10 protein-coding genes and 1 pseudogene are annotated in these 14,320 nt (G+C 40.8%); 9 read left to right on the plus strand and 2 right to left on the minus strand.

Annotated elements, in window-relative coordinates; genetic code table 11:
• The 4 genes and pseudogenes from H6G86_RS12165 to H6G86_RS12180 all read left to right on the plus strand — a co-directional run.
• Positions 1 to 147: pseudogene (locus H6G86_RS12165) on the plus strand (photosystem II D2 protein (photosystem q(a) protein)); the annotation flags it as partial.
• The gene (gene psbC / locus H6G86_RS12170) at positions 131 to 1,522 is read left to right on the plus strand and encodes a photosystem II reaction center protein CP43 (RefSeq protein ID WP_114081127.1); all 1,392 of its coding nucleotides are present in this window, start codon (positions 131 to 133) and stop codon (positions 1,520 to 1,522) included. The pseudogene H6G86_RS12165 and the gene psbC, both read left to right, overlap by 17 nt.
• 130 nt (positions 1,523 to 1,652) lie before the next feature.
• The gene (locus H6G86_RS12175) at positions 1,653 to 1,838 is read left to right on the plus strand and encodes a PCP reductase family protein (protein WP_190934553.1); all 186 of its coding nucleotides are present in this window, start codon (positions 1,653 to 1,655) and stop codon (positions 1,836 to 1,838) included.
• A gap of 21 nt (positions 1,839 to 1,859) precedes the next feature.
• Positions 1,860 to 2,516 carry a Uma2 family endonuclease gene (locus H6G86_RS12180; protein WP_190934554.1) on the plus strand — a complete coding sequence of 219 codons (657 nt, stop codon included), beginning with the start codon at positions 1,860 to 1,862 and terminating at the stop codon, positions 2,514 to 2,516.
• A gap of 20 nt (positions 2,517 to 2,536) precedes the next feature.
• Here the strand turns inward: H6G86_RS12180 and H6G86_RS12185 are convergent, their stop codons facing one another.
• Positions 2,537 to 3,373 carry an SWIM zinc finger family protein gene (locus H6G86_RS12185; RefSeq protein WP_190934555.1) on the minus strand — a complete coding sequence of 279 codons (837 nt, stop codon included), beginning with the start codon at positions 3,371 to 3,373 and terminating at the stop codon, positions 2,537 to 2,539.
• A gap of 96 nt (positions 3,374 to 3,469) precedes the next feature.
• Positions 3,470 to 6,733: a sll1366 family intein-prone helicase gene (locus tag H6G86_RS12190; protein ID WP_190934556.1), complete on the minus strand. Its 3,264-nt coding sequence runs from the start codon at positions 6,731 to 6,733 to the stop codon at positions 3,470 to 3,472.
• A gap of 142 nt (positions 6,734 to 6,875) precedes the next feature.
• Between H6G86_RS12190 and H6G86_RS12195 the strand changes: the two genes are divergently transcribed.
• The 5 genes from H6G86_RS12195 (at position 6,876) to H6G86_RS12215 (ending at position 14,176) form a co-directional block, all read left to right on the plus strand.
• On the plus strand, positions 6,876 to 7,421 hold the full coding sequence (locus H6G86_RS12195) for a GNAT family N-acetyltransferase (RefSeq protein WP_190934557.1): 546 nt from the start codon (positions 6,876 to 6,878) through the stop codon (positions 7,419 to 7,421).
• A gap of 101 nt (positions 7,422 to 7,522) precedes the next feature.
• Positions 7,523 to 9,679, plus strand: a complete 2,157-nt coding sequence (locus H6G86_RS12200; RefSeq protein ID WP_190934558.1) for a polyribonucleotide nucleotidyltransferase — start codon at positions 7,523 to 7,525, stop codon at positions 9,677 to 9,679.
• Between the two features lie 1,118 nt (positions 9,680 to 10,797).
• Positions 10,798 to 11,772, plus strand: a complete 975-nt coding sequence (gene egtD, locus H6G86_RS12205; protein WP_190934559.1) for an L-histidine N(alpha)-methyltransferase — start codon at positions 10,798 to 10,800, stop codon at positions 11,770 to 11,772.
• A gap of 333 nt (positions 11,773 to 12,105) precedes the next feature.
• Complete coding sequence (ovoA, locus tag H6G86_RS12210) at positions 12,106 to 13,443, plus strand: 5-histidylcysteine sulfoxide synthase (RefSeq protein ID WP_190934560.1); 1,338 nt, start codon at positions 12,106 to 12,108, stop codon at positions 13,441 to 13,443.
• A gap of 238 nt (positions 13,444 to 13,681) precedes the next feature.
• Positions 13,682 to 14,176: a DUF427 domain-containing protein gene (locus tag H6G86_RS12215; protein WP_190934561.1), complete on the plus strand. Its 495-nt coding sequence runs from the start codon at positions 13,682 to 13,684 to the stop codon at positions 14,174 to 14,176.
• Positions 14,177 to 14,320: the final 144 nt, after the last annotated feature.

The following is a 14,320-nucleotide window of genomic DNA, read 5'->3' on the forward strand; positions in this document are numbered from 1 at the left end:
GCGGCGGAAGACCCTGAGTTTGAAACCTTCTATACCAAAAACATTTTGCTGAACGAGGGTATCCGCGCTTGGATGGCTCCTCAAGATCAACCCCACGAACAATTTGTATTCCCTGAGGAGGTATTACCACGTGGTAACGCTCTCTAATAGACCAAATATATTAGGCGGCACTGGACGCGACCAAGAATCTACTGGCTTTGCCTGGTGGTCTGGTAATGCGCGTTTAATCAATCTATCTGGCAAACTCCTGGGCGCTCACGTTGCCCATGCTGGCTTGATTGTATTCTGGGCAGGAGCGATGACTTTATTTGAAGTCGCTCACTTCGTGCCTGAAAAACCCATGTACGAGCAGGGCTTGATCCTGTTACCTCACCTTGCAACTCAGGGTTGGGGCGTTGGTGCTGGTGGTGAAGTTATCGACACCTTCCCCTACTTTGTTGTCGGTGTACTCCACCTAATTTCCTCAGCCGTCCTTGGCTTTGGCGGTATCTATCATGCCGTTCGTGGCCCAGAAACCTTAGAAGAATACTCTTCTTTCTTTGGTTACGACTGGAAAGACAAGAACAAGATGACCAACATCATCGGCTTCCACCTGATTATTTTGGGATGCGGTGCCTTGCTGTTGGTTCTAAAAGCAATGTTCTTCGGTGGTTTGTATGACACTTGGGCACCAGGCGGTGGTGACGTTCGTGTTATTACTAATCCGACATTGAACCCAGCAGTTATCTTCGGTTATGTAATCAAGTCTCCCTTCGGTGGCGAAGGCTGGATTGTCAGCGTTGATAACTTAGAAGATGTGGTCGGCGGTCACATTTGGATTGCCTTTATCTGTATTGCTGGCGGCGTTTTCCACATTCTTACCAAGCCTTTTGCTTGGTCACGTCGTGCATCCATCTGGTCTGGTGAAGCTTACCTCTCCTACAGCTTGGGCGCTCTTTCACTGATGGGCTTCATTGCCTCAATCTTTGTTTGGTTCAACAACACCGTTTATCCTAGCGAATTCTTTGGCCCTACTGGTCCAGAAGCTTCTCAAGCTCAAGCTTTGACCTTCTTGATTCGTGACCAACGCTTGGGTGCTAACGTCGGTTCTGCCCAAGGCCCCACAGGTCTAGGTAAATACCTGATGCGCTCTCCAACTGGTGAAATCATCTTCGGTGGTGAAACCATGCGCTTCTGGGATTTCCGTGGCCCTTGGTTGGAGCCTCTACGTGGCCCCAATGGTCTTGACTTGGAAAAAATCAAGAACGATATTCAGCCTTGGCAAGCTCGTCGCGCTGCGGAATACATGACTCACGCACCTTTGGGTTCTTTGAACTCCGTGGGTGGTGTGGCTACTGAAATTAACTCCTTCAACTACGTATCTCCTCGCGCTTGGTTGGCGACTTCTCACTTCGTACTAGGATTCTTCTTCCTAGTTGGTCACTTGTGGCACGCTGGTCGCGCACGGGCTGCGGCTGGTGGTTTTGAGAAAGGAATTAACCGTGATACTGAGCCAGTAATGTTTATGGACGACCTAGATTAGGTTGTAAAGTTTATTTCATTACTGACAACTAAATAATTTAAAAGCTCTTGCGTAAAAGCAAGGGCTTTTTTTATAGGAAAATTAGTAATCTATTGATTAAAGTGAACGACTTACCAAGGTTATTAATACCATGAGCGATTCCAATTTTATTGATGCTTTACGATGGACATCTGAAGCTAAGGAAAAGTTACAAAATATTCCCTTTTTTGTCCGCTCTCAAGCTAAAGCCAGAATTGAACAACTAGCCCGTGAAGCAGGACAAGAGCTTGTTACCGCTGATTTGGTAGAACAGGCTAGGCTTGAGTTTGGACAATAAAACATTCTGGAGGTCGTAACAATGACAGTCGCGAAAAATCGAGCAGACCGAGTAATGCTTTACGACATTAGCTGGGAACAGTTTGAAAATCTTCTAAAAGACTTGGGAGAGCATCGGGCAGCGAGGTTAGCTTACGATCGCAGTACCTTAGAAATTATCACACCTTTACCTGAACACGAATATTACAAAGAGGTAATTAGTATTGCAGTTCAAGATATTGCTGAAGAGTCGGCTATAGACTATGACAGTTATAGTTCGACCACTTGGAAGCGAGAAAGCCGAATGGCAGGGGTGGAGTCAGATAACTGCTTCTATTTTCAGAATGAAGCTGCGATTCGGGGTAGATTGGATCTGGACTTAAAACAAGATCCACCGCCTGATTTGGCACTGGAAATTGATGTTACTAGTAAGTCGCTAAATCGTTTTCCCATTTATGCCCGCCTGGGAGTACCAGAACTTTGGTGTTATGATTCCGGTGAACTAAAGATTTATCTCCTGCAAAATGGGGAATATGTCGAGTCAGTGAATAGTTTAGTGTTTCCTACTTTAGCAATTCGATATCTGCCAGAACTGATTGAAAAAAATCGGGCAAATGGCAGACGGGCAATTCGTCAGGCGGTGCGCGAATGGGTGAGAAAAGGCGGAAAAGGTGAACTATCTAGTCAATATAATTCATAATTACGAATTACGAATTATGATCAGCTTCCTCCCACATTCATTGCTGCTAAAAAAGCCTTCTGGCTCACATCTCTGTAAATTGTATTCAAATACTTCATTACCACATCACTCGAAGTAGAACTTACAGCATTTTCCTCTTCCTTCGCTAGAGGGATTGCTCCTAATACATCTAATACCATCTCATTAGTGGAAGGCGCAATCACTACCAAGGATGACTCTAGTGGCTCATTATATTGCCAGAAAAAATCAATTTTTACCGAGTATTTGTTATTAGAAATTGGCTGTTGAATATCGGGCGTTTCTGTGGTACCGGGTTGAATCTTGGCACTACGTAATTGACGTAAATCGCTGATAATTTGCTCTTTGGTGCGTCCGCGCAACTGAAATAGTACAAAAGGGTCTTCACTGAAGCGATCGCCTAACTGATAGTAAAGCGCACCAATGTGTTTACAGGGATTTGCTTTATCAGGACAAGAGCATTTACTCTGGACATCACCAAGGGTAAATGGAAATATCGAAAGACCATTAGCTGTGAACACTTCTTCTATATTTTGTGGCATTTCTCCTGCTAGTAGCTTGGCAGCAAAAATTGCCCTTTGGGACATGGTTTCAATTACATAACCCCACTGTTCATCGGTAAATGGTTCAAGGGAAAGAGAAACTTTATAAGGTTCTACTTCACTACCTTGCACCCTAGCCAATACTTTTGCACCTTTAAATTCAATGCTAAGAACATTTCCTTGACGAGCATAATTTCTCGCACGTTCTAAACGTTTTTTAAAGCGATAAGAATCTAGTAAGTCTAACCATTGTTGCGACCACCATTCTCGGCTTGCTTGTAATGTGTAATTTGTCATAAGTCAATTTAAAAAATTAGTAGTCTGCTACATCAGTGCGAGTTCGTAGTGAGCGCTTTAGCGCTCAAATCAAAGACTAAAGTCCTTACTAAGAACTTATTCTGCATCATCGTCAATTACTGCACTGCGATCGAGTATTAGCAAGTTGCGGAGTTGGTCTGTATTCAGTTCAGTCAACCATTCTTCACCAGCACTCACAACTTGTTCAGCTAATTGTTTTTTACTCTCAATCATGTCATGAATTTTTTCTTCTAAAGTGCCTGTACAAACAAATTTATGTACTTGCACATTCCGGGTTTGACCAATCCGAAATACTCTATCTGTGGCTTGATTTTCTACGGCTGGATTCCACCATCTATCAAAGTGAAATACATGATTTGCTCGTGTTAAATTCAGTCCTACACCACCGGCTTTCAGAGATAGAATCATAATCGGTGGCCCTTGAGGATCGTGTTGGAAACGGTCGATCATTTCCTCACGTTGTTTTTTGCTGGTGCTGCCATATAAAAAGAATATTTCTCGCCCAAGCTGTTTTTCTAAATAGGGTTTAAGTAATTTACCCCACTCAGCAAATTGTGTGAAGATTAAAGCTCTGTCACCTTCTGCTAAAACTTCTTCTAACATTTCTTCTAGCCGCAGAAGTTTGGCTGAATTATGTTGCTCTAATGTTGCTTGTTTTAAATATTGGGCTGGATGATTGCAGATTTGTTTGAGTTTGATTAGTAAAGCCAAAATCATCCCCCGACGTTGCAATCCTTCAGCAGATTCTATCTCTACTAAAGATTGTTCTACAATTTGTTGATAAAGTGCGGCTTGTTCACCAGTCAAACCGCAAAATACGGTCATTTCTTGCTTATCTGGTAAATCTTGAATGATGTCGCGATCGCTTTTCAATCGCCGCAGTATAAATGGTTGCACTAATGAACGTAATTGAGTTAAAGAAGCCGTATCACCATACTTCTCAATTGGCATGGCAAATCGACGCTGGAAAAATTGCTTATTGCCTAAATAGCCTGGATTGAGAAAATCTAAAATAGACCATAGTTCTTGCAGCCTATTTTCTACTGGTGTCCCCGTTAATGCAATGCGAAATGTCGCTTCTAATTCCCGCACTGCTTTTGACTGCTTCGCCTCTGGGTTTTTCACATTCTGGGCTTCATCTAAAACAATTATCTGCCAAGAGACACTTTGCAATGATTTGATATCTCGATGAAGAAGTGAGTAGCTAGTAACGATTAAATCGTGCTTTTTCACTGCTTCTAAAAACGCTTTTCCTTTTGGGCGTTTATCACCGTGATATTGCAAAATTTTCAGGCTTGGTGCAAATTTATTGACTTCCCTTTCCCAGTTGCCTAAAACCGAAGTTGGACAAACTAGCAGTGTTGGATTTTCTAGCGCATCCTGCTCTTTAAGATGTAGCAAAAAAGCGATGAACTGCACGGTTTTACCGAGTCCCATATCGTCGGCGAGACACGCGCCTAAGCCCCAACGTTCTAAGAAGGACAGCCAAGCTGCACCACGTTCTTGATAAGGCCGCAACTGCCCTTTAAAGCCTGCTGGTGTGGGCAAAGGTGCGATCGCTTGATTATTACTTAACGCCCCAATCAACTCTTGCAACGCCCCAGATGCCTCAAAGCTAACCACTGGTAATTTTTCTATTACCTGGGTATCTCCTGTACTAAAACGCAAGGCATCTTCCAAGGAAAGGGCCATTTGGTCTTTGCGAGTGGTAAAAAATGTTTGGGCTGTTTTAATATCTTGGGGTCGCAATTCTACCCACTCACCGTTGATTTCCACAAGTGGACTATTTAAAGCCACAAGTTTATCAAACTCAGCTTTAGAAATAGTTTGTCCACCAATTGCCAATTGCCATTGGAAGTTTAGTAGACTTTGCAACCCCAAACGTCCCTGCTTTTTCTTTGGGGTTTCGGCAGAAATTTTCAAACCCAAACGATTCGCCCATCCTTCGCGGTTCGCCAAACTAGGAGGCAAAATTACTCCCAAACCACTGTCTTCCAATCTCCAAGCTACAGCTTTGATAAACTCATAAGCTTGCATAGGGCTGATCCGAGAAGATTGGGGATATTCGGTTTCAAAACTGGGTGCGATCGCTGGATATAATCGAGAAGCTAACCCCAAACCTCTCAAAAAGGTTTCCTGTGGTTGCTCAATTGTCCGATTTTCATAAACCAAACGTTCAACTGGATTGTTCCAAATAGTTGCCGCATCCACCAAAAACTCAGGATCGTCAGCTGCTTGCAGAAAATACGCCAATGTCCAATCTGTTTCGCCAGACTCTGGAGAACGCAGTTGAAAACAGGTACGAAATAGAGTTTTAAGAGTTAATTGGTACTGTAGCGGCAGCGTCCAAGCCTTCAGTGCCGCTTCGAGTCGTTCCACTTCAATAGCATCTGCGTTAACTGTACTAGATGCACTAGTTAAGCCTTGCAACCACTGTCGCACCCCACCTGGTAAAGATGCCATCACTTTAGCTTCCATTGGAGGCTGAGAACCTACCATCCCTCGCACTTGTGTATCTATCGTACTGTTGAGAAATCCCAAAAGTAATTCTTGAGGTTCGGCAGGAAAGTTTACATAAAGTAAGGATTGGGAAAACTCCTCCCCAGTCCCCAGTCCCCAGTCCCCATTCCCCAGTCCCTCCTGATAAGTACGACAAACCAATGGCATATCCGCAGAAAATTTTTCTAGGCGAGTTCCATCTACAGCACTATCTAGAAGTACTTGCCATTTAGCAGCAAATGCACTGTCTGATTGCCGTTCAATTCTTGGTAAAAACTTACACCGCGAGATTAAATCTAAACTCCATCGGGAAACTTGCGACCAAAAACGTAAATCTCCTCCTAAAAAGGCATCTTCACCTTTTGCAGCATTTAAAGGAATAGCAGCGAGAAATTTTACTGCTTCGCTGGGGTTGAGACAAAAACCCTCTACTCGCCACGGTTGCAAATATTGCGGAGAGTCTGTTTCTAGCCCCAAGCTGGCAGAATGCACAGGGAAGATTGCAGATGTTCCTTCTGTACTCTCTTCGGGAATATAAGTTGGTAGGGCAATGATTTGTGAATGCGTTGGTAAACTTATCGCAGTGGCACTAGCGGCTTTACGTGTTCGCCCAGTAGTAGTATTCGCAACTTGGGGTTGCTGGATAAAGTTAGTAATTGCCATCTTCTGGGAAACCAACCACTCACTCAACTCCACTGATGTCATTGCCAATGGATGTGGTGGGATATCTCCAGTTTCACTCGACTCTAAATTGACTCGTGGCGATCGCCATGTTTCTCCCCAAATAAATAAACAACCCTTTTGACTTTTTAGTAACCAATTACCGTGTAAAATCGCCATTTGCTAACTACTCAGATTCTTGTAAAATTAAATAATCTAACTCGCAAATCTCTAACTATTAAATCTTCCCAATAGCATTTATAATCAAATCATTGCATACAAATAATTTTCAAATAATCATTCTGAATCAACATTATTAGTAATGGATTTCCCCATTTTTAAAGTTATAAAAAATAACACAAAAGTAGAACTAGATTATATTCATCCTCAAGAACAGGAGGTTGTAAGAGCATTACTCAATGTTGTAATTGTTGAAGGTAAAACTTATCCCCAAAGGCAACCTCTATCTCAGGCAGAATTTTCAACTTACTGGTTAAGCAAGGATGCCTTTGTTGTCAGGACATCTGTTTTGGATGCTACACACAAGCCCAAAGAAATGTTAGGGGCGTTTTATTTAAAACCAAACTTCCCCGGTCGGTGTTGCCATATTTGCAACGCTGGTTTTATTGTACAACCTGGGTTGCGCGGTCAGGGTATCGGGCGGTTCATGGGGGAGGCTATGCTCTTGATAGCAGCAAACCTGGGCTACGAAGCAGTAATGTTCAATTTGGTCTTTGAAACTAATATACCTTCAATTACCCTTTGGCAGTCGTTAGGATTTGAGATTATTGGGCGAATTCCTCGTGCCGCAAAGCTAGATAATGAACAGGTGGTAGACGCGCTGATGATGTATCGTGCTTTGGATTGATGACAACTCTTATCTTTGTATGTACTAGAAGTCAGCCCTAGTGCATAAATGTTAGGATTGCCACAGAAAGAGAATAGCGAAAGAGAAGGAAAAAGAACTGAATGGCAGAAGTTGATAAGTCAATATCCTTCGATGGAAGGGATATTCGACTGAAAGTAGGCTTGCTAGCTCCCCAGGCAGGTGGGTCGGTTTTGATAGAATCAGGGGACACATCCGTTTTAGTGACAGCTACGCGATCGCAAGCCAGAGAAGGCATTGATTTTCTTCCCCTCACAGTAGATTACGAAGAAAGACTGTATGCAGCTGGTAGGATTCCCGGAGGGATCATGCGGCGGGAAGGTCGTCCACCAGAAAAAACAATTCTCACCAGCCGTCTTATAGACCGTCCCATGCGTCCTTTGTTCCCTTCATGGTTACGGGATGACTTGCAAATTATCGCCTTAACGCTATCGATGGACGAGTTGGTTCCACCCGATGTATTAGCAGTTACAGGCGCTTCCATCGCTACCCTGATTGCCCAGATTCCTTTTAATGGGCCAATGGCAGCAGTTCGCGTTGGTTTAGTGGGAGATGATTTCATTATTAACCCCACTTATGCAGAAATTGAAGCTGGAGATTTGGATCTGGTCGTAGCGGGTTCTCCACATGGCGTAATCATGGTGGAGGCGGGAGCCAATCAGTTGCCAGAGCGAGATATCATCGAGGCGATTGATTTTGGTTATGAAGCAGTGCGGGACTTAATCAAAGCGCAGCAAGATTTAGTAGCAGAACTGGGCTTAGTGATAGTGCAAGAAGCACCACCAGAAGTAGACCAGACGCTAGAAAATTATATCCGCGATCGCGCTAGCGGTCAGATTAAGAAAATCCTGTCTCAATTTACCTTCACCAAACCCGAACGCGATGCAGCTTTAGATGTCGTCAAGGATGAAATTGCCACGACGATTAAGGAACTTCCAGAAGAAGACCCAATTCGAGTTGCCGCAACTGCAAATAGCAAGGCACTTGGTAACACTTTTAAAGATATTACCAAGTACTTCATGCGGCGGCAAATCATCGAAGATAACGTTCGCGTTGATGGTCGCAAACTTGATGAAGTGCGTCGTGTTTCTTGTTTAGTTGGTGTCTTACCAAAGCGAGTCCACGGTAGCGGTTTATTTAACCGGGAACTAACTCAGGTATTATCCACTTGTACTTTGGGTACACCGGGTGATGCTCAAAACCTCAACGATGATATGCAGTTAGACCAACATAAGCGTTATCTGCATCATTACAACTTCCCGCCGTTCTCAGTCGGGGAAACCAAGCCAATGCGTTCTCCAGGAAGGCGTGAAATCGGTCACGGGGCATTAGCAGAGCGATCGCTAATTCCTGTGTTACCCTCAAAAGAACAATTTCCCTACGTGATTCGCATCGTATCGGAAGTACTTTCTTCCAACGGTTCCACCTCAATGGGTTCAGTCTGCGGTTCCACCCTCGCCTTAATGGATGCTGGTGTACCAATACTCAAACCCGTCAGTGGCGCAGCAATGGGTCTGATTAAGGATGGGGACGAAGTGCGAATCCTCACCGACATTCAGGGCATTGAAGACTTTTTGGGCGATATGGACTTCAAGGTTGCCGGGACGGATACCGGAATTACCGCCTTGCAAATGGATATGAAAATCCCCGGTTTGTCGTTGGATGTTATTTCCCAAGCCGTCCACCAAGCCAAAGCAGCTAGGTTGCACATCCTGGAGAAAATGCTCGCCTGCATCGACGTGCCACGGACTGAAACCTCACCTTATGCCCCACGTCTGTTAACAATCAAGATTGACTCAGACATGATTGGTCTGGTCATCGGGCCTGGAGGCAAGACTATTAAGGGCATCACAGAAGAAACTGGTGCAAAAATTGACATCGAAGATGATGGCACCGTGACAATTTCGGCTGTGGATGAGAACAAGGCGAAGAGAGCCAGAAACATCATCCAAGGTATGACCCGCAAGTTGCACGAAGGGGATGTCTATGCAGGACGTATTACTCGGATTATACCCATAGGTGCATTTGTGGAATTTCTGCCTGGGAAAGAAGGGATGATCCACATCTCACAACTAGCTGACTACCGCGTTGGCAAAGTTGAGGATGAAGTAGCGGTGGGCGATGAAGTGATTATCAAAGTCCGTGAAATTGATAACAAAGGTCGGATTAATCTCACCCGCTTGGGTATCCACCCAGATCAAGCAGCAGCAGCAAGAGAAGCTGCGGCGGTGAATCGGTAACTCGATTTGGGATTTTAGATTTTATCTAAAATCCGCGATGCCTACTGTGAAGGCATCGCCGTATGCTTCTCCAAATTAGTTGCACGAAATTTATTGAAACTCCTACTTGTAAATCTCTCTGATGACTATAAAAGATAAGTAACTAAGCCTAAATAAATTAAAGTTTGTAGTAAGGACTTTAGTCCTAATAATCCTAGTTTTGAGCGATTTATCCGTCAAAAGTAGGATTTTATTTTATGTTTAATTTTACTATGATTAATTTTAATATTATGTTTAATTTTAACTTCCTACTTAATACCATATAGCGATTCTCTATTGCATTAAAATTGTAGGGAAGGACAGTAAAATTCAAAGCCTTTCTCCTTTTAGGCTACGGTGTACATACAGTGTACAAAACGACCTTATAACCACCTGAATCCACCTAAAAAAGGGGAACTTTGGCTCCTACAGTACTTACGCAAAAAATAGCCCAAACTTTGATTGTTAAATAGAGACAATTCATGAATTGCCCCTACTGCGTGTAATTTTGCGTAAGTCTTATACTATTACGATAGAGGAAATATAAATGCTGTGGAACAACTTTAAAAGACTTGTGTATACACCCTAGCATAGCGTCTTTGACAAGAGAAGAGTTAAGCAAAAAACGGGATAAAAAATACAATTTTTTTGAGTCAGGCAATCGCAAATCATTTAACTTTTATGAAATAAAAATAGATAACTTGGTATTTAATAAAACTCATTTTTCGATAAAGTTTAGTTATCTATTAAAATAAAAATAAGAGTTATTTTGGTTTTGCGATCGCGACCAAAGCTCTAATTATTTTTAACTAAAATTTAAGTTATCATCAATAAAGCTAACTTATGTGCTTCGAATTTTCGGTAGTAGATAATGTTTACCTCTAACAATGTAGTTATGTCTATTCCTAACGACTTATTTATTAGCTCACAGTTGAATAAATCAGCAAGTATTAAATTAGTAAAGCCTGCTTTAATACCACACTAAATCTAGAGGTTTTTCGTATTTTAATTTATTATTAATTACCTAGAAATAAGCCTTGCTATTAAATACTAAATATGTCATATTAAATACTTCATTCAGAACTAAATATATTGACACAATGTTAGCTACATATCTAAAATCTCTTAATGAGAATGATCGAGTTCTCAACAATGAAGGTGAAGATGTCATCCAAGGATTAATTCAAAGTCCCAAAACTTTACCCCCTAAATATTTTTATGATGATTACGGCTCAGAACTATTTGAACAAATATGTGAATTATCAGAATATTACCCAACACGAACAGAAGCATGGATTTTACGTCAATATGCCGATGAAATAGCTCAGATAACAGGTAATTGTGAACTTGTAGAGTTAGGCAGTGGTAGTTCTACAAAAACTCTTTTTTTGCTAGATGCTTACCAAAAAATTGCAAGCCACTGTAGATATATACCCATTGATGTTAGTCATGGCATCCTTAAATCTAGCGTACTTAAACTACAACAAAAATATCCACATTTCTTTGTTGAGGGATTAATAGGAACCTACGAACAAGCCTTGACGAAGCTAGAATCAACATTTGCAGCATCACGGATGATTTTTTTCTTAGGCAGTTCTCTTGGGAATTTTAATCCACGAGAATGTGATAATTTTTTAAGCCAAATTACTAGGACTTTGCAAGCAGGTGACTACTTTCTTTTGGGGATTGATTTACAAAAACCCAAGGAAATTTTGGAGCCAGCTTATAATGATAGTCAAGGAGTAACAGCTGCTTTTAATTTAAATATCCTTTCTCATTTAAATTGGCGTTTTCAAGGTAATTTTGACCTCAGCTTATTCACTCACCAAGCTATTTATAATGAAAATGATACTCAAATAGAAATGTATCTGCATTGCCAAAAGAGTCATGAGATATCTTTAAAAGCGCTAGATTTGCAAGTTGGCTTTGCAGATGGAGAGAGCATTCTCACCGAAATTTCTCGCAAGTTTGATTTAGTAACTATGCAAAAACAACTGGAGACACATGGACTCAAGACTTTGAAAACTTGGACAGATCCCAATCAGTGGTTTGGGTTAATTCTTTGCCAAGCTTAAATTTTGCTTCCCCAAATTTGAATTTAAATAGACATATCCGTGAATTAAGCTTTAAACCTTAGCTTACAAAGCTTATGGTTTGTTCATGAATGGCACTTACTTAAGGCGGATAGGCATTGATCATCCTACAATATCTGAGTATTTTTAGCCCTTGTATGAATGCTTAAGTAAGTGGCATTTGTTTGTTCATGAATATGTTTAATTTATGAAAATTCAACATATCTGGAAAAAATAAACAAAGTCGGAATGTAATCAACAATTAACAACTTTTTGATTAATGTCAAGTAAATCAACCAGAGTTAATCATCTATATAATAGCAATTGAGTTATATCATGAACAGTTTTCAATCTACTCATCCACCTAAACTAGATAGTTGCGATCGCCAAGTTATCCTCGATTATTTTGAGAATGCTTGGCAACTAGAAGATATGCTGATGAAAACTTTAATAGAAGAAGATACATTTTATCTCAATCCCGATCCTTTGAGAAACCCTCTAATTTTCTATCTGGGACATTCGGCTGTTTTCTACATCAATAAATTAATTAGCGTTGGATTATTAGAAAAAAGGATCAATGCAGACTATGAAATTTTGTTTGAAATTGGAGTTGATCCAGAGGTACCAGAGGAATTAAATCAAGCGATCGCTCATTTGGAATGGCCACAAGTTGCACAAACTTGGGAGTATCGAAAACAAGCATATACAGTAATTTCCGAAGTAATTAAAACTACTCCGATAACTCTACCAATTCACCCTACTCATTCCCTCTGGGCTTTAATGATGGGGATTGAACACCAGCGTATTCATATTGAAACCTCTTCGATGTTAATTCGCCAACTACCAATTGAGAGAGTGAAACGCCCTCAAAACTGGCAATATGCCCCTTTTAATGGCTACACTGCTCAAAACGAAATGATACAAGTGATGGGTGGGGTAGTCAAACTTGGCAAAGCCTTTAACGAGCCGACCTATGGATGGGATATTGATTATGGCGATCGCACTGTTGAAGTAGAACCTTTTTTAGCCAGTAAATATCTGATTACCAATGCCGATTTTAGTTATTTTGTCAAGGCTGGTGGCTACGAAAACCGAGCGTATTGGGATGACGAATCTTGGCATTGGAAAACTGAAAACAACATCAAATATCCCAAATTTTGGATACCTCAAAATGGCAGTTACAAGTATCGAGCGATGTTTGATGAAATCGACTTACCCTTAGATTGGCCTGTAGAGGTCAATCACTATGAAGCAATAGCTTACTGTCGTTGGCAAGGTAAAAATACCCGTTTAATGAGTGAAGCTGAATATCATTTAGCAACTTATAGTAGTGGTTTGGTAGAAGATGTAGACAATTACAATATCAATTTAAAATTTGGCTCACCTAGTCCAGTAGGAATGTTAGAAACAGCCAAAAGTTATTCTGCTTTGTACGATTTACGCGGAAATCTTTGGGAACACTTGAGTGAGAATTTAAATCCTTTACCAGGATATAAGCCTCATTTTCTTTACGAAGATAATTCTGCAATATTTTTTGATAATAAGCATCAGATGATGTTAGGAGGATGCTGGATAACTAACGGTACAGAAGCTTTAAAATATTATCGCAATTGGTTTCGTCCTAATTTTTATCAACACGCCGGTTTTAGGATTGTTCAAGATATCAAGCATTAACCCCAACATGAGGTTTTACACAAATAATTTGCAGGATACTAATAGTTACAGAATAACAGTTTTTACATCTTCCTTTTCTCCCTGTAATGACTAGGATTAATTTTCGTTGAGACAGCAAACATATTATTAGCCTAAAATTTAAGAAAAATATTACGAAAAAATCATCTAGAATGGAATTAGATTAATGCGAACTCCCTTTGCACTTTAATGGTAAAGTAAAAACAATAAATTATTAACCATGAGACCAAATCCTATTCCTCCACAACCTGGTCAAGAGTCAGTTTGGGATTATCCGCGTCCGGCTCGTTTAGAAGATACAGACAAATCAATTCGGATAATTGTTAATAATATTGTTTTAGCAGAAACAAGTAAAGCTAAAAGAGTCATAGAAACTAGCCATCCTCCTTCTTATTACATTCCTTCAGAAGATATTAAACTAGAATATCTGATAGAAACACCTAAAAAAAGTTGGTGTGAATGGAAAGGTAAGTGTCAGTATTATGATATAAGCATCGGTGACAAGTATATAAATAGCGCTGCTTGGCGATATTTTGACCCCACATCTGATTTTGTAACGATTCAAGAATATTATGCTTTTTATCCTAGTTTAATGGATGCTTGCTATGTAAATGATGAGCTAGTTATGTCTCAACCTGGTGATTTTTATGGGGGATGGATTACCTCTGATATTGTCGGGCCATTTAAAGGTAGTCCAGGAACAATGGGGTGGTAATTTTGGACATAAAATTAATGAGTCAGACTACAAAACCAAAATGTTACAGATCCTCCTAAATTCTCCTTAAAAAGGAAGAATTTAAGACATTTTCCTTAAAAATGGGAGTTAGGGGAATAAAAAGCTTGTGAGACAACTTTAAAA

The organism is Nostoc sp. FACHB-133 (assembly GCF_014698055.1).
Taxonomy (GTDB): Bacteria; Cyanobacteriota; Cyanobacteriia; order Cyanobacteriales; family Nostocaceae; genus Nostoc.